Origin of the sequence: Stenotrophomonas maltophilia (assembly GCF_023518235.1) — a bacterium.
GTDB lineage: Bacteria > Pseudomonadota > Gammaproteobacteria > Xanthomonadales > Xanthomonadaceae > Stenotrophomonas.
Genome location: NZ_CP090423.1, coordinates 2,756,519 through 2,777,168, shown reverse-complemented (window position 1 = coordinate 2,777,168; position 20,650 = coordinate 2,756,519). Strand labels below are relative to the sequence as shown.

Below are 20,650 nucleotides of genomic sequence, written 5' to 3'. Positions count from 1 at the left end.
GTGCCAAGGCCGCGGCTGAGATGGCGCGTGTCGCCGGCCGTGCGGTCATCGTCGGCTTCCCGCCGGACCAGCCGTGGGTGCGCGACGCTGAAGTGGATGCGAATGGCCGCTGGCATGAGCTGTTTGGCGAGGACTACGTCTGGCTGCAGGAGCACAAGGAATTCGGCCTGGTCGACACCGCCGAGATCGTGGCTGCGTTCGAGAGCGCCGGCATGACGGTGCTGCGCTTCGGCCAGGGCAATGCCGCATTGTGGTCCAGCCTGATGGGCGCACATTTCATCAAGGTGAAGTTCCCCGAGCTGGAGCCGCTGGTCAGCGCCGCCGACCGTCTCTACAACAGCCGGGTGTTCGCTGGCGACCACAGCGACCAGCCCTACCGCGAATACTGCGTGGCCGTGCGCCTGCCCAGCGATGCGGCGCGCCTGCAGGCCAACCCGCCGTTCCGTGCCGACCTCGACGCGGAAGCGACTGCGCTGCTGAGCGGTCTCGCCGGCGGCTTGCGTGAGCTGGCGGTGCGTACCGCCAATTCCGAGAAGGAATGGGAATCCACGGCGCGGCTGCTGGATGCCTACATCGCCGATCTTGCCGTGGCCAAGCGCGAGTGGGGCGCCACCGCCGCCTATGCGCAGCAGCTGCAGCAGGGCAAGGACGAGGCCGATGCCGGGTGGATCGCCCGCCATGCCCAATGGCAGCAGCGCGAGCAGGAGCTGCAGGCGCGTGTGGCCGATGAGCTGCAGCAGTTGCAGAGTGCCCAGGACCGCATGGCGGAACTGGTGGAGACCGCCGAGGCCGCCCGCCTGCAGGCACGGGATGTGGAGCGCGAGCTCGAGCAGCGCCTGCAGCAGCGCACGGCGGACTACCAGCGCTCGCGCCGCAAGTGGAAAGCCGCCATGGTGGTGTTGGCGCTGGGCGGCCTGGTCATTGGCGCGCTGGTGGGTTGGGCCGTGTCTTGAAGCGATGGGGCAACCGGAAAGTGACCGTACTGAATCAACGAGGTAATGCCTGATGTCCAAGATGGGTAATCTGCTTCGCGGAATCTACTGGAGCATTCGTCGCGCACAGGGGCAGGGTGTCTCTGTCGGCACCATCCTCTCGGCCCTGGCGCGCGCCGCGCGCCGGGGGCCGAGGCATCTGGCCCGGTCAATTCTTGCCTATGCCAATGGATCGCACACGGCAGCAGCCACCACGCCGCCGGACGTCTATGCCGAATGGCTGCGCCAGCAGGCGCCGGCCGCGGTTCCGGCCGACGCCGGCCTGATCAGCATCGTGATGCCGGTGTGCAACACGCCGGAGGTGTTCCTGCGCGAGGCCGTGGCCAGCGTCGAAGCACAGACCTACCCGAACTGGGAGCTGTGCATCCACGATGACGCGTCCGATCAACCGCATGTGGCACGCGTGCTGGACGAACTGTCGCAGCGCCTGCCGAACCTGCGGGTTTCGCGCTCAAGCGAACGGCAGGGCATTGCGGCCACGACCAACGCTGCGGTCGCACTGGCCAAGGGGCGCTGGATCACCTTCCTCGACCATGACGACCTGCTGGAGCCGGATGCACTGGCGGCGGTGGTTGCCTGCCATGTGGCCACCTCGGCCGGGGTCGTGTATACCGACCACGACGTGCTGGGCGAAGATGGCCGCCTTCGCCATCCCTACTTCAAGCCCGACTGGAACCTGGACCTGTTCCTGTCGCAGATGTACCTGGGTCATCTGGTCAGCTTCGATGCCGCGCTGGTGGCGCAGCTGGGCGGGCTGCGCAGCGACTGCGATGGCTCGCAGGACTACGATCTGGTGCTCCGCTGTGCCGCTGCCGGCGCCACCATCGCCCATGTGCCCAAGGTGCTCTACCACTGGCGCGCGCACGCCGGTTCCACCGCGGCCAATGCCGGCTCCAAGCCCTACGCGCACCACGCTGGCCGCCGCGCGCTGCAGCAGCATGTGCAGGCAACCCACCCCGGGGCGCAGGTGGATGATGGCGAGCAGCTGTTCTGCTACGACGTGCGCTACCCGTACGCGGACAAGGGGCCTCTGGCCAGCATCATCATTCCCACCCGCGACGGCCTGGACCTGCTGCGCACGTGCGTGGAATCGCTGTACGCCAAGACCGACTACCGTGCGTTCGAGATCATCGTGGTCGACAACGGGTCAACCCAGGCCGAAACGCTGCAGTGGCTGGAGGCGATGTCCCGCCGCGAGAGCTTCCGGGTGATCCGCGCCGATGTGCCGTTCAACTGGTCGGCACTGAACAACCTGGCGGCGCGCGAAGCGCGGGGCGAGGTGCTGGTGTTCCTCAACAACGACACCGAGATCATCGATGGGCAGTGGTTGCAGCGGCTTGCCGAGAATGCGCTGCGGCCGGACGTGGGCGTGTGCGGCCCGTTGCTGCTGTACGGCGACCGCACCATCCAGCACGCCGGCGTGGTGATCGGCATGGGCGGCTGGGCCGACCATGTATTCAAGGGTGAAACGCCGGTGCACAACCAGAACCTGTTCGTTTCCCCGGTACTGCAGCGCCAGGTGCTTGCGGTCACCGGCGCCTGCATGGTGGTGGCGCGTGACACGTTCGCGTCACTGGGCGGGTTCGATGAAACCTTCATCGTCTGCGGCAGCGATGTGGAGCTGTGCCTGCGCGCGCATGCACGTGGCCTGGCCACTGTGTACGTCGCACGTTCAGTGATGATCCACCACGAATCCAAGACGCGCGATCCGCGTGCGATTCCGGAAAGCGACTTCGTGCGCTCGGCCGAGGCGTACTCGCCGTATCGCGAAGAAGGCGATCCGTTCTTCAGCCCGAATCTGGATTACATGGCGTCTTCGCCGCGCCTGCGCGGGAGCGTGCAATGAGCCGTCTGGGTCACCTGCTGCGGCGCATTGCCGCGCGCCTGGATGCGAGCGCTCCCGGTGTGCCCACGCCCAACACCCACGTTGCCGAGATCACCCCCTGTACCCCCCGGCATGACCCCTGGGAGGGCAAGCGGCTGAATCTGGTGCTGCCGTCGATCAACAAGCAGCATTACTTCGGCGGCATCCATACCGCCGTGCTGATCTACCGCGAGCTGTGCCGCTTCTTCCCCGCATCGCGGATCATCCTGGTCGACAGTTCGCCGGATGAAGAAGCGCTTTCGCGCTTCTCCGACCACCTGCTGGTGCCTGCGGACCAGACCTCCACGGCGATGCGGCAGATCGTGCCGTTCAGCGATCGCTACCAGAAGACCTTGCCGGTGGCCGCTGAGGACATCTGGGTGGCCACCGCCTGGTGGACGGCGTATGCCGCACAGCGTATGTCGCAATGGCAGGGCGACCACGGCGGCATTGATCGTCCGATGATCTATCTCATCCAGGACTTCGAGCCCGGGTTCTATGCCTGGTCGAGCCAGTACGCGCTGTCGCTGAGCACGTACCGCCCAGCGCGCGACATCGGCATCTTCAACACGGCCCTGCTTGCCGGGTTCTTCGAGCAGCATGGCCTGCAATACGAGAAGCGTTCGGTGTTCGAACCGGTTCTGCATGACGGGCTGCGTCCAGCGCTGCAGCAGGTGCGTGATGCGGCTGTTCCCCGCCACCGCCGCATCGTTGTCTACGCGCGCCCGGGCACCCCGCGCAATGCGTTCGAGCTGATCTGCGAGGGCCTGCGCCTGTGGGGCTGGAAGGACCCGCGCGCGGGGCAGTGGGAAGTGGCGGCACCGGGTGAGCTGCAGGCCGACCTGGATCTGGGCCCGTTCGCGTTGAAGGCGCTCGGCAAGCTGGATATCGATGCGTACGCCCGGTTGCTGTCGACCTCGGCGATCGGCCTGTCGTTGATGGTCTCGCCGCACCCCAGTTACCCGCCGCTGGAAATGGCCGCGTTCGGCATGGAGGTGCTGACCAACCGCTACGACAACAAGCGGCTGGACCAGACCGTGGCCAACGTCCATTCGCTCGACAGCATGACCCCGGAGGCGATCTGTGCAGGGCTTGTGGCGCTGGTGGATGCATTCGAACAGCGCGGCATGATGCAGAGTGCCGTTGCCGGAAGCGATCACGCCCTGCTCGGCCAGGGGGAGTTCGGCCGTATTGCCAGCGACGTGCACAGCCGCGTGCTGGCAGACGGCTGACTACATGTTCGCCAGCGCAGGGAACGGGCCAGACCATGGCGTGCTTGGGCGCAGCCGCGGCAGGTGGGTGGCCGCCGGCGTCCTGATCTTCATCCTGCTCTGCTCGCGCAGTGTTTCCCAGTTCCAGTTCGTCGTTCTGCTGGCGGTCTCCCTGTTGTCCATGGGGTGGTTCGGTGACCGGGTACTGGCATGGCTGGGGCTGGCAAGGACCGCGATGGGGTCTGGCCTGTTCCTGAAGGCCTGGCTGGGCCAGTTCGCACTGCTGCTGGTCTGGCTGGTTTCGGCTCCCCTGACCTGGGCCTGGACGACACAGGCCCATCTGCCGTTGGGCCTGCCGTTGCTGGTGATGGTGGCGCTGTCGGTCAGCCTGCTGGCGCATCGAACGCAGGCACGCCGGTTTGTGCGCAGCCTGGTGCCCTCATCCGGCGGTTCTTCGCTGCCGAGCCTGCTGGGCGTGTTCGCCCTGGTCGCCACCGCCGCGCTGTACTCGCGGCGTGCCGGCGCGCTGGGCCTTGATACCCACCAGCATATTGCCTTCACAACGGCCATGTACGAAGCGGGCTATCCGCTGCTGACCGCCGGCGGCACCGCCTGGCTGGAGAAGTACCCGAAGCTGCTGCATGTGCTGGCCTCGCTGTGGGCCTGGCCCGGCATGGGGCATCACCTGGGGCCGTTCCTGAAGGTGCAACCGGCGCTGCAGGCGACCCTGGCCGTGGTCGGGCTGACCGAGCTGGTGTGGGGGCGCCTGCGCTCTGGGGGGCTGTCGCCGGCGCTGTCGATGACCGGTGGTGTCGTGCTGTTGGTGGGCCTGGGCGCGCTCATGCTGCGCGGAACCACGTACTTCTATCCCGTGGCAGACCTCAACAGCACCGGGCGCCTGAGTGCGCTGGCGGTGCTGCTGCTGCCCGCCCTGGCGGCCACCCTGCACGGGATCGCGCGGAACCGGCGCAGCGCCGCGTTCTGCTGGGCCGCGCTGCCCTTTGCCGGGGCCATGGCGGTCAAGCTCAATCCTTCACTGGCAGTGGCCTACGTCGGTTTCTCCGTGCCGCTGTTCGTCTGCGTCGCGGTGTTGCCGTGGGTGTACACGCGCGGTCTGTCCCTGCGCCTGCTGATGCCGCTGCTGGGTCTGTTCACCGGAACGGTGGCTGGTGTTGTGCTGCTGCTGGCCGATCCTTACTACCTCCAGCTTGTGGCAGAAGCCGTGCCGCAGGTGCACGCGGGGCTGCAGCAGTTGCTGGGGCTGCGCCTGTACATGCCACCTTCGGTTCCACTGGTGGAGGGTTCACTGCCGGAGGCGCTTCGTGCTGCAGTGATGTGGGAGCTCTGGCACGGCCCCCAGCCGGCGCCCTGGACGCAGTGGATGCCCGCGTCCAGCCAGTTCCTGTGGCGCGCCATCCATCCGCTGGGACATGCCCTGGCGCTCGCCAGCATTGCGACGGGCCTGGCAGCGCTGCTCTGGCGGCGCTGGGCCGCGGAAAGCCGGCGCCTGCTGTTGTCGATTCTGGGGTGGCAGATTGGCTTGCTGCTCTCGGTGCTGTGTGCGCAGCGGCTTGCCAACATCGTCCTGCTCGCGCTGGGCCACAGTTCGCTGGAAGCAAGCCTGCTGAGCACCTACTCGCAGCGCTACATCGATCTGCTGGGCATGTATGCGCTGCTCATCCAGTCGATGCTGGCGCTGGCGTCGCTGCTGCTGCTGCTGGACGCGGTGGGCGTGGGCCGTCGCCTGCGTGCCCTGCCCAAGGCCAGCCTGCGCCGCGCCACCGCCGTTGTGGTCGCCCTGGGGGCCCTGGCCTTTGCCTTGGTGCCACCGCCCGCACCTCGGGCCAGGACCATGGGCTGGCCCTATCCGGTGGACGAAACGCAGGTGCGGGCGTTCCAGCAGGCCGAGGCGCGCTTGCCGGCCGATGCGGTTGTGCTGGTACCGGCCTACTCGGTCATGCTCAACGGGCGCGAAGACTGGGTGCTGCCCTCGGCCAGCGTCGCGCCCTATCTTCCGTTCGGCCAACATGACTATCTGTTCAACGTCCGACTGGGTGCCGGTTATCCGTTCACCGCGCGTGATCTCCGGCAGCTGCTCTGCAGCAACAAGCCCGCCGCAGCGCGTCAGCAACTGCGCCGGCTGGGGGTGACCCATGTGCTGATCGATCGCTCCGGCCGCGCAACCGATCGTGACCTGCTGGAAACACGGCTGTGCATGACCGAGCTCGGCAGGCTGGGCCTGAGTGTGCAGGATGCGATTGCCGCACCGGGCGACCTCTTCTTCTATCCTCTGCAACCATGACCGCTGCTCTCTCGCCCGACTCCCCCCCGGCCGCTGCCTGCGCACCGCGCATTGCAGTGATCATCCCCTGCTACAAGGTTACCCGCCACATTCGGGATGTGCTGGCAGCGATCAGCCCCGAGGTGACGGCCGTCTACTGCGTGGACGATGCGTGCCCCGAGGCGTCGGGTGATTTCATTGAATCGCACACCGATGATGCCCGGGTACGGGTGTTGCGCCATGCGCGCAACAAGGGCGTGGGCGGTGCGGTGGTGACCGGCTACCGGGCTGCCATTGCCGACGGCATGGAGATCCTGGTCAAAGTGGACGGCGACGGGCAGATGGACCCGCGACTGCTGCCGCTGTTCGTGACCCCGATCGCGCGCGGGCAGGCCGACTATGCCAAAGGCAACCGCTTCTGGGATCTGGGCCAGATCAGCCGCATGCCCTGGCTCCGTCGCCTGGGCAACCTGGGGCTTTCCTTCCTGGCCAAAGCATCCACCGGCTACTGGGATCTGTTCGATCCCACCAATGGATACACCGCCATCCATGCCGCGGTCGCCGCGCGCCTGCCGCTGAAAAAACTCAGCGAGCGCTACTTCTTCGAAACCGACCTGCTGTTCCGGCTCAACGCTGTGCGTGCGGTGGTGGTGGACGTGCCGATGGACGCGCACTACGGCGAAGAGGTCAGCAACCTCAGTGTAGGCAAGGTGCTGGGCGAGTTCGCCCTGAAGCACGCACGCAACTTCGCCAAGCGCATCAGCTACAACTATTTCCTGCGCGACCTGTCGGTGGCATCGCTGCAGCTGGTGGCCGGTGTCGTGCTGTTGCTCGGCGGCGGTGCCTACGGCGCTGTTCGCTGGTTCGAACTGTCCGCGGCGGGGCTGGCAGCCCCCGTGGGTACGGTGGTGCTGCCTGCCATGGCCATTCTCAGTGGACTCCAGCTGATCCTGGCCTTCCTCAACTACGACATCGCGCTTCGCCCGCGCGATGTCCTGCACACCCGGCTGCCGCCACTGGTGTCAGACCAGGTGCGGCAGCGCGATATGGGTGAATGAAGCGGCTGACAGTACGAACAGCAGCAGCGCCACAGCGGTGAACAGGACCCGACCCCACTGCGATTCACCGGTGCGCATGAACAGCGGCACCATCATCACCACCAGGCCCATCACATAGCGCCCCTGCGGCTGGAAATCATAGGTCCAGCTGTGCAGGAACGAGGCCAGTACCAGTGCCAGCCCGCAGCCGACACTGGTGATGGCCAGGGCAGGGGAGAGCGTGCGGGTGCCCAGTCCCCAGCCAAGCGCGAGCACCAGCACCCCGAGCACGCACCAGCCGACGAACCGATAGGCGTCCTCGGTGTCGAAGTACTCCATGTAGCCATAGACGCCAAAGAAGCTGCGGAACGTTCCCACGTGCCACTCCTTCGGTGCGTCGAGCAGTTGCCCGATCTGCACGCCCTTCTCCTGCAGCTTGAACCCGGAGACCTCTGCGGACAGCGTGCGGGTCACCGAGGGCTTGAATGCGGGCTCGGCGAAGCGCTCGCGCTGCTGTTCGATCAGTGCGGTCTTGCCCGGGCCGCCGCGATGCTTGTAGGCATCGGCGGCGATCCACGGCACTGCCACCGCCGCCGACAGTGCGAGGGTCAGACAGATGCGCCCGATCGCCGCGCGGCTGTGGGACTCGCGCAGCAGGACCCAGGCTGCATAGACGCAGTAGAGCAGCGACAGGCCGGCCATGATGCCCACCACCGTGAGCAGGGAAGAGCCCGCCGCAGCGGCCAGCCCCGCGCCGGCGCCGTTGGCGGCAACGCCGGCCAGCAGCAGCACCACCAGCGACGACGCCAGCAGGGCGCGCAGTCGCAGCGCGACGACCGACATCGACAACGCGATGAACGCTGCGACCGGCCAGTAGTTCTTCTTCGAAAGAAGCAACAGGCCCAGGCAGGTGCAGAACACCAGCAGATGCCCCAGTGTGGCTGCATCGAAGGGCCCGCGGCGCTGCAGGAAGCGCTGCAATGGGCCCTCGGGCATCAGTGCGATCACAGTGGCCAGCATGCCCAGTGCGAAGGGCAGTGCATCGCCATTGAAATAGGAGAACACGTACCAGAGCTGTGGCGTGATCAATAGCGGGATGTAGCTGCCCCGCGGCGCGCGGATCACCACCAGGCCAACGAGCATCAGCGCAAACAACGCCAGATTGAACGCGCGGTAGGACAGCATCACGTCCAGGCCCAGCTCGCCAAAGATCCGTGAGGTCTTGGCGGCGAACAGGTAGACGACGTTCCATTCGGAAAGATAGGTCACGCCATACGGACTGCTGGTGAAGCTGGTCGCCAGGTCTGGTGCATCCATGCGCGGCGGCGCCCAATGGTGCTGGAAGTACCCCGCATCGGCATCGTGCAGCAGCTCATCGGGGTGCACCGAACGGCCGGACGTCGGCGAGAACATCGACAGCGCGGTGCACAGCCCGAGCACGATCAATGCCAATGCCAGCAGCGGCATGGGCCGGCGCAGGAACTGCAGACTGATGGCCACCAGCAGGCTCAACCAGAATGCCCACCACAGCAGGTTCCAGGTAGCCGGTGCCACGCCGGAGTTGCTCTGCATCGGCACCGCCAGCGGGATCGCCAGCTGCGGGTCGGTGGCATCGGCGGCGATCAGGAACCGTGCCTGTTCCGGGTCGGCACTGCTATCGCGTGCCATCTGCACGCCATCCAGCTGAAGCGGGTCGGCGAGCGTTTGCCGTTCGCGGCCGCCGAAGCCAACCGCCCCGATGTGCGTGAAGACGATGGGTGCTGCGCCGGGATCAGGGTCTATCCGGACGCCATGCAGCGTGCCGCGCGGCAGCTCGTAGCGCAGTTCGGTCGGGCCGGTCTGATAGCGCTTGACCGTGGACAGGGCCTCGGAGAGGCCCTGTCCCATGTCGAAATAGACCTGCAGCCGCCCGGGCTGGGCGCTCTCCAGGTCAATGACCAGCACCTGCCGGTTGTAGGGCACGACCAGCAGGATCAGCAGCAACAGACCCGCTACCAGCAGCGTCAGCCCTTGCAGGCGACGGTGCACGGACAGGCCGGCGTACCAGACGGGCAAGCCCTTGAGCAGCTCCCGGGCTTCGCGTGCTGCTGAACTGGCCGGTTGATTCATGCGAGCACGTCGTCGGCAGCTGCGAAGATCGCCTCAAGGTGCTCTTCCACGCCCACCCACAGCGGCATGCGCACCAGGCGCTCACTGAGCGCGTCGGTATTGTGCAGCTCGCCATGGGTACGGCCGGCCTGCAGGCCGGCAGGTGCCGAATGCAGCGGGATGTAATGGAAAACAGTCTGCACGCCGCGGTTCTTCATCTCCGAGATGAAGCGGGTGCGCGCGTCGAGGTCGGGCAGCAGCATGTAGAACATGTGCGCGTTGTGCTGGCAGTCGGCCGGCACGATCGGACGGCGCAGCCGGCCAGCCGCTTCATGCGGCGCGGCCCATTGCTGGTAACGGTCCCAGATGGCCAGGCGGCGCGCGGTGATCTGGTCTGCTTCTTCGATCTGCGCGCAGAGGAACGCGGCGGTGATCTCGCCGGGCAGGAAGGAGGATCCGACGTCCACCCAGGTGTACTTGTCGACCTGGCCGCGGAAGAAGCGGCTGCGGTTGGTTCCCTTCTCGCGCAGGATCTCCGCGCGTTCGCCGAACCGGGCGTCGCGGCAGAGCAGGGCGCCGCCTTCACCTGAAATGATGTTCTTGGTTTCGTGGAAGCTGAGGGCCCCCAGTTCGCCAATCGTGCCCAGTGGCCGCCCCTTGTAGGTGGACATGATGGCCTGTGCGGCATCTTCGACGATGGCCAGGCCGTGACGCGCGGCGATGTCCAGCAGGCTGTCCATCTCGCAGGCGACACCGGCATAGTGCACAACGCAGATGGCGCGGGTGCGCGGCGTGATCGCGGCCTCCACCAGGCGCTCGTCCAGGTTCAGCGTGTCCTCGCGGATGTCCACGAACACCGGCACCGCCCCTCGCAGTACGAATGCGTTGGCGGTGGACACGAAGGTATAGGACGGCATGATGACTTCGTCACCGGGCTGCAGGTCGAGCAGCAGCGCCGCCATTTCCAGTGCTGCCGTGCAGCTGTGGGTCAGCAGGGCCCGCTGCGCCCCGGTGCGCTGTTCAAGCCAGGCGTGGCTGCGCTTGGTGAACTGGCCGTCGCCGGACAGGTGGCCGTTGGCGTGCGCCTGGGCAATGTGCCAGAGCTCACGACCGGTCATGAAGGGCTTGTTGAAGGGAATCAAGAGTGTGCCTCGCAGGGTGGGCGTTGTAATGGTGTCAGGCGACCGATCGTGACAGCACGACCACACCCAGCATGATGATCAGCGTTCCGGCGATCTTGTATCCATCCAGCTGCTCACGGAAGATCACGCTGGCAAACAGCGCAACCAGGAAGAAGTTGATCGCCATGTACGGGTAGGCCCGGCTGATCGGCATCTTGCTGATGGCCGCCATCCAGCACAGCGAGGCACCGAAGGCCGCCGCAAAGGCGGAAATGACCCATGGCTTGAGCAGCAGTTGCAGCACGTTCAACGGCTGCAGCGGCGCGGAAAGCAGGTGGCCGTGGATGCCCACCTGCCATTTCAGGATCAGCTGGCCGTAGACCGTCAGCATGATCGTCAACGCGATGAAGAGGTAGCTCATCGTCTCAGTTCCCTGGCAGGGTGATCTTGCGGGTCAGCACGTCCAGCAGATCGGTGCCGTCCCAGACCGGATGGAAGTCGAGTGCGCGGCCGAAGGGCACGATGCGGTCGATGGCGCGATTGCCGAGCCGATCAAGCAGCTTGATCAGCGATTCCCGCGCGAAACCGTGCACGACCAGCGTCTGGTCGCGATCGTCCAGTTGTGGCGCAAGGGCTTCCAGTGCGTCCAACTGGACGTCCACCACCAGGCCGTGGCCGCTCTGCAGTTCGCGCAGGTTGCCATCAGCGCGGGTGGCGTCCAGGGTAAGGGGATAGCTGCCCAGGGAAGAGCCGGAATGCAGGTCGTCCGAGGAGAGTGCAGCCATCAGGTGGGCATCGGTCACCCGGGCCATCATCGCCGCAGGTTCATCTGCGACCACGCCGGACTGCGAGCGTACTGCAGGCCAGAACCGCGCACGCGCGGCCTGCACGACGTCCTGCGCGCCAACCCAGTACAGGGTGCGGGGTGAGGAGCACGCCTGCTGGCCGAACCAGAGAACATCGTTGATGAACCGGTGGGCAAGCTGCTGCAGGTCCGCGTCGCTGCTCTGCAGTACATGCGCGGCATCAATGGCCGCGACACCGAAACGATCCGGGAAGGCCAGTTCAACGGCCAACGGCGCCAGCGGCAGGGAACGAATCTTGGCCACCGTCGCGTCGCCGCCCCAGATGATCCGCGCATGGCAGCTGCGGGAGATCAACGTGGTCACCGCATCATCATGCGGATAGGTCAGCAGCACGCTGCGCTGCAGGACGTCGGCATGCAGCCCTTCGTCGCGCATGGCGTGCAGGATCGAGACCAGTGCTTCGCGCTGCGGGCTGTGCTTCTGCGACAGTCGGGCAACGTTGCGATTGCCGGCCAGCACGGACATCAGCCAGGCATAGGCGAACAACACATCGACGTTGGCCGGCGCAAGATGGAACACCAGGCCACGCGCCAGCAGATGTTCGGTGGCCGGTGCCAGCAGGCGCCGCGACAGCTGCTCCTGCGCCGCCGGACGGAACCAGTGTGCCAGCGTCGCCAGTTCGGGATGCTCGCGCAGTACCGGCAGCGCGAATACACGTCGTGCGAAATCGGCGACGAACGCACGCGCCTCCGCGCTGAAGGGTGACAGCGGCGGCAGGCTGGCCAGGCGCGCCAGCTGATCCGGCAGCGCTGCGTCGGCGTCCATGGAGAACAGGATCTGGGTCATGCGCGGGGTACCGTTCGTGTGTCACTGCAGCCGCGCACTTCAACGTTCTTGATGCGGCCCAGTACGCTGAAATGCTTTCCGAGTCGACCGCAGGGGCAATCGTCCTCGCCGTGGATCACGCCCAGGTCTTCGGTGAGCAGGCTGTGCCCGGGGTAACTGCCAGGCAACAGGCTCAGTACCTGCACGGCACCTGCGGTTCCATTGGCCGTTGGGCTGAGATCCTGCAGGTCACGAATGATTACATCGGCATAAGCCGGTGCATGAAGATGACCGTGCTCGCACTCGAAGAAAATCGAGCCGACCTGCTCGACCATGCCGTAATAGTTGTGGACGCGATCAATACCGAAGGTGCTGGAGAGCGAGGCCTTGTACGCGGCATTGTCCACCTTCTGCTCGTCCATCTTCTTCCAGCCGCCGCCATGCACCAGCATGCTGCCTTGCGGGAAGCGCAGCGTTACGCCGTCGCGCGCGGCAGCCTGGACAAAGGACTGCCAGACGATGAAGGTGAAGCCGAACAGCAGCACCGGTTCGTCCGGCGCCTTGGCCAGCCAGCTCTCCAGTGCTGCCCAATCGGGCTGCAGCTGCTCATCGAGCAGGTACAGATGGTCGCGGCCGAAGTTGGAGAAGCCCAGGATGCCGGCCGCACGTGCGTTGAAGCGGCTGCGATCGCGCAGGAACGAGTCGTCGTCGACCACCAGCATGCGCATCCGGCGGTTGCCGGCAAAGTGGGAGAAGATCCGCGTCAGCGCGCGGGTCTGCGCGCGCGCGGTTTCCGCATCGAGGAAGATCCTGGACACGGCAGCGCCGGTGGTGCCGCTGGAAACCAGCGTACGCAGCACCTGGTCGTCGGCGACGCTCTTCAGGTCGAGCTGCTTGAACAGCCGGACCGGCAGCCAGGGCAGCGATTCCAGCGAGTCCGCCTGGCCGCCGCGCCACAGCGCATCGAGCATCGCGCGGTAGGGCGGGCAGGACCGGTGGTGATGCCGGGTGAGCGACTGCAGGCCATCCAGCAGCCATTCGCGCTTGGCCTGCCGGCCCAGCCCATAGACCTCCGCTTCCAGCGCAGCCGCTGCCAGCGAACTGTCCGTGCCTGCGTTCATTGACGTGCTCCTTGCGCGGCAAGCTGCCGCAGCGACAGGTAGTCGATCTTGCCGCTGGACAGCAGCGGCAGCGAATCCAGATGGATGCAGCGGACCAGGCCGCCAAACAGCTTGTAGCGCGCCTGCACCAGCTGGCGGACGGTGTCCTGCGCGGCTGGCGCATCGCCATGGCTGAACACAACCAGATCGTCGTCATTGCCCGAGCAGGCGATCTGACGGCCGAGCGCGGCCGACAGCATCGCTTCGACTTCATCGAGATTGACGCGGTTGCCGGAGATCTTCAGGAACCGTTTGGCGCGCCCGGTGATGTAATGGAACCCTTCGTCATCGACACGGGCCAGATCGCCTGTGCGAAGCAGGCCGTGCAGTTCGTCGGGGTGCGCAAGTTCTTCGCGCGAGGTGGCATAGCCCATCATGACATTGGGCCCCTCGTAGACCAGTTCGCTGCTTTCCGCATCGACCTGCATCCGACCGCCCGGCACCGGAATGCCGATGCTGCCGATCTTGTCCAGAAGGCGCTCGGAGGGAACGTAGCTGATGCGCGGCGAGGCTTCGGTCTGGCCGTACATGACGAAGAACTGCAGGCCATGGTCTCTGGCGGATTCGGCAAAATGCTGGACCAGTTCGTCGCGCAGGCGGCCACCGGCCTGGGTCAGCATGCGCAGGCTGGGCAGCTGCAGGCGCGCGAGGCCCATGCGGCGCAGTATTTCGTAGGTGGCCGGAACCCCGGACAGGGAGGTGACCGCGTTGCCGCGTGCGGCTTCCCAGAACTCGCGGGTCATCAGGCTGTCTTCGCTCAGCACCACGCAGCCCCCGCAGCCCAGATGGCTGTTGAGGATGGACATGCCGAACGAATAGGCCAACGGCAATGTGGTGATGGCGCGGTCATCCGGACCCAGGCCGAGATAGGCAACGATCGATGCCGTGTTCGCGGCCAGGCCCTGCGCGGACAACCGCACCAGCTTGGACGAACCGGTACTGCCCGATGTGCTCAGCAGCAGCGCAAGGTCGCCATGCGGTGATGGGAACGTGACCTGGCGTTCGCGCAGGTGGATGCCCAGAGTGCCGGCGGCATGCACCGTCCGGTACCCCGCAGGCGCCGGGCCCGGCATGGCAAGCCAGTCCGGCGCGTACTGCGCCAGCAACGCGTCCAACAGCCCGGGGTCGACATCGGGTTGGATCAGCAGGGGCACCTGGCGGGTACTGCGCAAGGCACCCAGATAAAGAGCGACTGCATCGATCGTGCTGGGCATCGCCAGCACGCCCATCCCCCGCCCGGCGGGCAGGTGCATGGCCAGGGTATCGGCCAGCACGCCCAGCTGGTCATAGCTGAGCGTCCGTGTTCCCTCGATGAGCGCAGTGCGATTGCCGTGCGCCAACTGCCAGAACTGCATTCAGACCACCATCTGTCCGTCGATGCCGATGATCTGGCCGGTGATGTAGGCGGAGCTGTCGCCGAGCAGGAACGCGACCAGCTCGGCCACTTCGCGCGGCGTGCCTGCGCGGCCCATGCCGATCGATTCCACCCGCTTGGCGTGGGCAGCCTGCGGCATGGCGCGGGTCATGTCGGTATCGATGAACCCCGGCGAGATCGCGTTCACGCGAATGCCCTTGGCAGCCAGTTCCTTCGACGCAGAACGGGTCGCGCCGACCAGTGCCGCCTTGCTGGCCGAGTACAGGCTCAAACCTGCTGCGCCATTGACGCCCATGATCGAGACCAGGTTGACGATGCTGCCCGTTCGGGACCGCGCCATCATCCGGCTTGCATACTGCATCATCATCAACGGCGCTTTGACATTCACCGCCAGCACGTGGTCGATGTCTTCGGCACGGATCATGCCCAGCAGCCCTTCGTGCAGGACCCCGGCGTTGTTCACCAGCCCATCCAGGCGGCCGAACTGGCTGAATATCTGCTTGAACACAGCGGCCACCGCATCGACGTCGGCCAGATCGATGGCCGCGACCATCGGTTCCGGTGCCCCCTGCGCGGTGACCTCGGCGGCGAGCGCGCGCAGCGCCTCGTCATCGCGGGCGACGATCACCAGCTGGACGTGCTGTGCTGCCAGCCGTTCGCAGATGGCCCGGCCGATGCCGCGTGAGGCTCCGGTAACCAGGACGACGGGAGCGTGGGTGCCGGTCATTGTCAGACAGCAGCGCCGTGCTTGCGCAGGATTTCACGCGCCTTGCCCACCGAGCTCATGTCGATCACTTCGTCCATGTCGATCATGACGTTGAACGCTTCTTCCAGCGCCGCGACCACGGACATGTGCGCGATCGAATCCCACTGCGGAATCGTGTTGTAACGCAGTTCGTCAGTCACCTGTGCCGCATCGATGCCCAACACGCGGGCGAACACGGCCACAACCTGATCTTCGTTGCTGGAGTTGCTCATAGGAATTTCCGGAATCCGTTAAGAGATGAATTGAATTGGAAGCCAAGCCGGGCATACAGATTGATGATGCCGGTATTGGCGGCGGACACCAGCGTCGTGCAGCGCTGGATATCGCGGGTGGCCAGCGACTGCAGTGCCGTGACCCACAGCGGCATGGCCAGCATGGCGTACGGGGCGGCTGCGCCGGTCAGCAGCAGCTCTGCCCTGTGCTCGTCCGCGAAGACACGCTCTGCATGGAAGCCAATGATGCGGCCGCGTGATTCGGCGGTCTGCACCAGCTGCGCGTTGACCAGGTCCTCGATCCAGTTGGCGGTGCGAAGACGTGCGTGTGCAGGGTCGATGGCAGGGTCTTCCAGAAAACGGCCATGCCCGAAATCGTCGGCGGCGATGGACCGCAGCAGCGGGATGTCTGCGGCAACCGCCGGTCGCAGCGCAGGCAGCATCCCGCGCGGGACCGCGGGCAGCTGCCCCATGCCACTGCGTGACACCGTCAGTGAGGTTTCAACGAACTGGAAGCCACAGCCGAGCACTGCGGCACGCAGCGCATGCGCATTGGCATCGATGCGGCCGAACAGGTAGTGGACGCCCTGCTGCGTGGCCCAGGCCTGGGTCTGGTCCAGCAATGCGGCCGCCTGGTCGGTGGTGGCCGCATCCAGACGGGTGATCTCGGCGGTGGTGAAACCCAGCGCGCGCTCGTCCCAGGGCGTCAGGCGCGCCTCGACCACGCCGCCGTCCGCCTGCACAGACAGGTGGGTCATGGCGCCGCTCCGCGAACGGTCGTTTCAGAGACGATGTAGTAGGGGCGCCGCTGCACGTTGCGGAAGACCTGGCCGACGTACAGGCCCACAACGCCCATGGAGAACATCATCAAGCCGCCAATCAGCCAGATGGCGGCGATGATCGAGGTGTAACCTGCAACCTGGATGTCCCCGTCCCACCAGCGCCAGAGGCTGATGGCAACCATGACGAAGGCGACCAGCGCGCAGAACATGCCGGTGCCGGCCACCATGCGCAGCGGCTTCTCCGAATAACCCAGAGCGATGTTCATGGCCAGGCGCAGCAGGCGTCGCAGGGTGTAGGACGATTCACCCTCTGCACGTTGCTGGTGGCGTACGGGAAGCTTGCCGGTGCGGAAGCCGGCCCATTTCACCATCAGCGGGAACGAGCGATCACGCTCCGGCATTGCACAGACCGCATCGATGACCTTGCGGTGGAAAATGCCGAAATTGGCGGTGGAAGGGTCCTGCGGTACGCCGGTCAGCCAACCCAGCACCGCAAAGAACCCCCACGACGAGAGGCGCTTGAGCGGAGAGTCCATCCGCTGTACCCGCTGCGCGAACACGGCTTCAAACTGCTCATCCACGGCCTTGCGGTACAGGCCGGGAATTTCTGCAGGTACATCCTGCAGATCGCAATCCATGACCACCGTCCAACGGCCTTGCGCGTGCTCGATGCCGGCCGAAATGGCCGAGTGCTGCCCGAAATTGCGCGAGAGCTTCAGGCCCTTGAGCCAGGGCCGGCTGGCAGCCAGTTCCTGGATGCGCGGCCATGCGCCGTCGGGGCTGGCGTCGTCGACCAGAATCATCTCGAACGACACGCCCATGGATCCTGCCGCAGCCTGGACCTGATCGACGAGATCTTCCAGGCACCCTTTACAGCCATAGACAGGTGCGACGACGGACAGTTCGACGTGCGGCTGCGGAGGGGAAGGCGGAACAGCGGTCATGGAGTGGTGGGCCTCGGCGCCATCTTCAGGGAAATCGGATCCATCGCGCCGGCGCTTCCGCCAGGAGGGGATAAATCCGACAACGGAAGAGTATAGACGCCCGGGCAGAGTCCGGCATGACGGCGGCGGCGCAGGCGCCGCCACCGTCGCGTGAGTCAGAGCGCCTTTTCCAGCTCCGGCAGGATCGCGAACAGGTCGCCGACCAGGCCGATGTCGGCAATCTCGAAGATCGGCGCATCGCCGTCCTTGTTGATTGCCACGATGGTGCCGGCGTCCTTGATGCCGGTCAGATGCTGGATCGCACCGCTGATGCCCACGGCCACATACAGCTCCGGCGCGATGATCTTGCCGGTCTGGCCGACCTGCAGATCGCTGGGTACATAGCCGGCATCGACGGCGGCGCGCGAGGCACCGACGGCGGCACCGAGCTTGTCGGCCAGCTGGAAGATGACCTTGAAGTTCTCTTCCGAACCGACGCCGCGGCCACCGGAGACCACGCGCTTGGCGGCCTGCAGGTCCGGGCGGTCGCTGGCACCGGCGGCCAGGCCGACGAAGCGGGTGTGGGTCGGCAGGGCCGCGTCCACACTGGCCGCTTCAACGGTGGCATTGCCACCCTGGGCGGCTTCCGGCCAGGACGCGGCGCGCACGGTGGCGACCACGATCTGGTCGGCCGGGGCTTCCACGGTGATGATGGCGTTGCCGGCGTAGATCGGGCGCTTGAAGGTGTGGCTGCCTTCCACGCTCATCAGGTCGGAGACCTGGTTGACGCCGAGCAGGGCGGCCACGCACGGCATCAGGTCCTTGCCGAAGGTGGTCGACGGACCGAACACATGGGTATAGCCCTTGGCCAGCTGCGCGATCTGCGGGGCCAGCACCTGGGCGATGGCCTGCGCGTTGGCGGCGTTGGCCACGGTCAGGACCTTGGCGACGCCGGCGATCTTCGCCGCTTCGGCGGCGACGGCGGCCGGATCGGCGGCCAGCACCAGCACGTCGATGCTGGCGCCGCTGATCGCGGCCGCAGCGCTGACGGTCTTGGCGGTGGCGGCGTTGAGCTTGCCGTCGTGGTGCTCGGCGATGACGAGAATCTTGCTCATTACAGCAGCCCCTTCTGCTTGAGTGCGGCAACCAGTTCGGCCGCGTCCTTGACCATCACGCCCTTGCTGCGCTTGGACGGCGCGGCGTACTGGGTGGTCTTGAAGGTGTCGGCGGCTTCAACGCCGAGGTCGGCCAGCTGCAGGGTCTCCAGCGGCTTGGCCTTGGCCTTCATGATGTCCGGCAGCTTGATGAAGCGCGGCTCGTTCAGGCGCAGGTCGGTGGTGACCACGGCCGGCAGATCGACTTCCAGCGTTTCCAGGCCGGCATCGACTTCGCGGGTCACCGTGGCCTTGCCGTCGGCGATCTCGAGCTTGCTGGCGAAGGTTGCCTGCGGGCGGCCCCACAGCGTGGCCAGCATCTGGCCGGTCTGGTTGGCGTCGTCGTCGATGGCCTGCTTGCCCAGGATCACCAGGTCCGGCTGTTCCTTCTCGATCAGCTTGAGCAGCGTGCGCGAGGCGGTCAGCGGCTGGATGGCCTGATCGGTGACGACGTGGATGGCGCGGTTGGCGCCCATGGCCAGGCCATTGCGCAGGTGCGCCTGGGCGTCGGCCGGGGCGATGGTGGCGACCACGACTTCGCTGGCGATGCCCTTGTCGCGCAGGCGCAGGGCTTCTTCCAGGGCGATTTCGTCGAAGGGATTGGGAGACAGCTTGACGCCGTCGGTGACCACGCCGGAACCGTCCGGCTTGACCTGAATGCGGACGTTGTAGTCCACCACGCGCTTGTACGCGACGAGGATTTTCATCTGGTACGGGGTCCTTGTAGTGCCGGCCGCTGGCCGGCTCACATTTGCTGGGGGGAACATCCGGTCCTGCAACAGCAACCGGTTCGGGGGTGGGATCCCGATTCTAGCTGGCTTGGGGCGACCATGCGAATGCGTATGGTGATGCTGCATCGCGGCATGAAACGGGCCTGCCAGGAGCGCCATTCACGCCACACTGGCAGTCGTGAAGACGGGGGGCATGTATGCTGTGCCGCTGTGCGGGAGCGCCCACGTGCGCCCCATGGATGACATTTCGATCAGGAGAACAGGTAGTGCCCACATGGCTTGTCACCGGCGGCGCCGGATTCATTGGCGGTAATTTCGTTCTCGAAGCCGTCGCTCGCGGCATCAAGGTCGTCAACCTTGACGTGCTGACCTACGCCGGCAACCTGAAGACCCTGTCCAGCCTGGAGGGCAACCCCAACCACGTGTTCGTGCAGGGCGACATCGGCGATCGTGAGCTGGTCGCCCGCCTGCTGGCCGAGCACCAGCCGGAGGCGGTGCTGAATTTCGCCGCCGAAAGCCACGTCGATCGTTCCATCGACGGCCCGGGCGCCTTCATCCAGACCAACGTGGTAGGCACCCTGGGCCTGCTGGAAGCCGTGCGCGACCATTGGAAGGCGCTGCCGGCCGAGCAGGGCGCAGCGTTCCGCTTCCTGCACGTGTCCACCGACGAGGTGTACGGCACCCTGGGTGAGACCGGCAAGTTCAGCGAAACCACCCCGTATGCGCCCAATTCCCCGTACTCGGCGTCCAAGGCCGCTTCGGACCACCTGGTGCGTGCGTTCCACCACACCTACGGGTTGCCGGTGCTGACCACCAACTGCTCCAACAACTACGGCCCGTACCACTTCCCGGAAAAGCTCATTCCGCTGGTGATCGCCAAGGCGCTGGCCGGCGAGCCGCTGCCGGTGTACGGCGATGGCAAGCAGGTGCGCGACTGGCTGTTCGTGTCCGACCACTGCGAGGCGATCCGCACCGTGCTGGCCAAGGGCCAGGTGGGCGAGACCTACAACGTGGGCGGCAATTCGGAAAAGCAGAACATCGAAGTGGTGCAGGCCATCTGCGCACTGCTGGACCAGCGCCGCCCGCGTGCGGACGGCCAGCCGCGCAGCAGCCAGATCACCTATGTCACCGACCGCCCCGGCCATGACCGCCGCTATGCGATCGATGCCTCCAAGCTGAAGAACGACCTGGGCTGGGAACCGGCCTACACCTTCGAGCAGGGCATCACCTTCACCGTCGACTGGTACCTGGACAACCAGGAATGGGTCAACGGCGTGCTGGACGGCAGCTACCGCCTGCAGCGCATCGGCACCGCGGCCTGA

General features: G+C 66.1%; 18 protein-coding genes. 6 read left to right on the top strand and 12 right to left on the bottom strand.

What is annotated here, in order from left to right:
• The first annotated feature begins 20 nt into the window (after window positions 1-20).
• The 5 genes from LZ605_RS13045 to LZ605_RS13025 all read left to right on the top strand — a co-directional run bounded on the left by LZ605_RS13045 (window position 21) and on the right by LZ605_RS13025 (window position 7,406).
• Entirely contained in the window at window positions 21-953 is a 933-nt protein-coding gene (locus LZ605_RS13045) for a wsae (protein ID WP_249844912.1), read from the top strand.
• Window positions 954-1,005: 52 nt separating this feature from the next.
• Window positions 1,006-2,838, top strand: coding sequence for a glycosyltransferase family 2 protein (locus LZ605_RS13040; protein WP_249842010.1), 1,833 nt, complete (start codon window positions 1,006-1,008; stop codon window positions 2,836-2,838).
• A 140-nt stretch (window positions 2,839-2,978) separates the two neighbouring features.
• Entirely contained in the window at window positions 2,979-4,088 is a 1,110-nt protein-coding gene (locus LZ605_RS13035) for a hypothetical protein (protein WP_249844911.1), read from the top strand.
• Window positions 4,089-4,155: 67 nt separating this feature from the next.
• Entirely contained in the window at window positions 4,156-6,369 is a 2,214-nt protein-coding gene (locus tag LZ605_RS13030) for a hypothetical protein (RefSeq protein ID WP_249842009.1), read from the top strand.
• Window positions 6,366-7,406, top strand: coding sequence for a glycosyltransferase family 2 protein (locus LZ605_RS13025; RefSeq protein WP_249842008.1), 1,041 nt, complete (start codon window positions 6,366-6,368; stop codon window positions 7,404-7,406). Before LZ605_RS13030 ends, LZ605_RS13025 begins: the two co-directional genes overlap by 4 nt.
• Here the strand turns inward: LZ605_RS13025 and LZ605_RS13020 are convergent.
• The 12 genes from LZ605_RS13020 to LZ605_RS12965 all read right to left on the bottom strand — a co-directional run bounded on the left by LZ605_RS13020 (window position 7,371) and on the right by LZ605_RS12965 (window position 19,304).
• A complete protein-coding gene (locus tag LZ605_RS13020; RefSeq protein WP_249842007.1) occupies window positions 7,371-9,494 on the bottom strand; it encodes a hypothetical protein in 2,124 nt (707 codons plus the stop codon). The two genes, LZ605_RS13025 and LZ605_RS13020, sit on opposite strands and share 36 nt — an antisense overlap.
• Complete coding sequence (gene rffA, locus LZ605_RS13015; RefSeq protein ID WP_249842006.1) at window positions 9,491-10,591, bottom strand: dTDP-4-amino-4,6-dideoxygalactose transaminase; 1,101 nt, start codon at window positions 10,589-10,591, stop codon at window positions 9,491-9,493. The genes LZ605_RS13020 and rffA overlap by 4 nt, the downstream gene beginning before the upstream one ends.
• Before the next feature lie 58 nt (window positions 10,592-10,649).
• A complete protein-coding gene (locus LZ605_RS13010) occupies window positions 10,650-11,015 on the bottom strand; it encodes an EamA family transporter (protein ID WP_249842005.1) in 366 nt (121 codons plus the stop codon).
• A gap of 4 nt (window positions 11,016-11,019) precedes the next feature.
• A complete protein-coding gene (locus LZ605_RS13005) occupies window positions 11,020-12,246 on the bottom strand; it encodes an acyl-CoA reductase (protein WP_249842004.1) in 1,227 nt (408 codons plus the stop codon).
• Window positions 12,243-13,346: an acyl-protein synthetase gene (locus LZ605_RS13000; protein ID WP_249842003.1), complete on the bottom strand. Its 1,104-nt coding sequence runs from the start codon at window positions 13,344-13,346 to the stop codon at window positions 12,243-12,245. The genes LZ605_RS13005 and LZ605_RS13000 overlap by 4 nt, the downstream gene beginning before the upstream one ends.
• Window positions 13,343-14,740, bottom strand: coding sequence for an AMP-binding protein (locus LZ605_RS12995; RefSeq protein WP_249842002.1), 1,398 nt, complete (start codon window positions 14,738-14,740; stop codon window positions 13,343-13,345). The genes LZ605_RS13000 and LZ605_RS12995 overlap by 4 nt, the downstream gene beginning before the upstream one ends.
• Window positions 14,741-15,487: an SDR family NAD(P)-dependent oxidoreductase gene (locus LZ605_RS12990; RefSeq protein WP_249842001.1), complete on the bottom strand. Its 747-nt coding sequence runs from the start codon at window positions 15,485-15,487 to the stop codon at window positions 14,741-14,743.
• 2 nt (window positions 15,488-15,489) lie between these two features.
• Window positions 15,490-15,738 carry an acyl carrier protein gene (locus LZ605_RS12985; protein WP_249842000.1) on the bottom strand — a complete coding sequence of 83 codons (249 nt, stop codon included), beginning with the start codon at window positions 15,736-15,738 and terminating at the stop codon, window positions 15,490-15,492.
• Window positions 15,735-16,496 carry a hypothetical protein gene (locus tag LZ605_RS12980; RefSeq protein WP_249841999.1) on the bottom strand — a complete coding sequence of 254 codons (762 nt, stop codon included), beginning with the start codon at window positions 16,494-16,496 and terminating at the stop codon, window positions 15,735-15,737. Before LZ605_RS12980 ends, LZ605_RS12985 begins: the two co-directional genes overlap by 4 nt.
• Window positions 16,493-17,464, bottom strand: a complete 972-nt coding sequence (locus tag LZ605_RS12975; protein ID WP_249841998.1) for a glycosyltransferase family 2 protein — start codon at window positions 17,462-17,464, stop codon at window positions 16,493-16,495. The genes LZ605_RS12980 and LZ605_RS12975 overlap by 4 nt, the downstream gene beginning before the upstream one ends.
• A 155-nt stretch (window positions 17,465-17,619) precedes the next feature.
• Entirely contained in the window at window positions 17,620-18,558 is a 939-nt protein-coding gene (locus LZ605_RS12970) for an electron transfer flavoprotein subunit alpha/FixB family protein (protein ID WP_107232252.1), read from the bottom strand.
• Window positions 18,558-19,304 carry an electron transfer flavoprotein subunit beta/FixA family protein gene (locus LZ605_RS12965; RefSeq protein ID WP_012509979.1) on the bottom strand — a complete coding sequence of 249 codons (747 nt, stop codon included), beginning with the start codon at window positions 19,302-19,304 and terminating at the stop codon, window positions 18,558-18,560. Before LZ605_RS12965 ends, LZ605_RS12970 begins: the two co-directional genes overlap by 1 nt.
• Window positions 19,305-19,594: 290 nt before the next feature.
• Here LZ605_RS12965 and rfbB point away from each other — a divergent pair, with 290 nt between their 5' ends.
• The gene (gene rfbB, locus LZ605_RS12960; protein ID WP_249841997.1) at window positions 19,595-20,650 is read left to right on the top strand and encodes a dTDP-glucose 4,6-dehydratase; all 1,056 of its coding nucleotides are present in this window, start codon (window positions 19,595-19,597) and stop codon (window positions 20,648-20,650) included.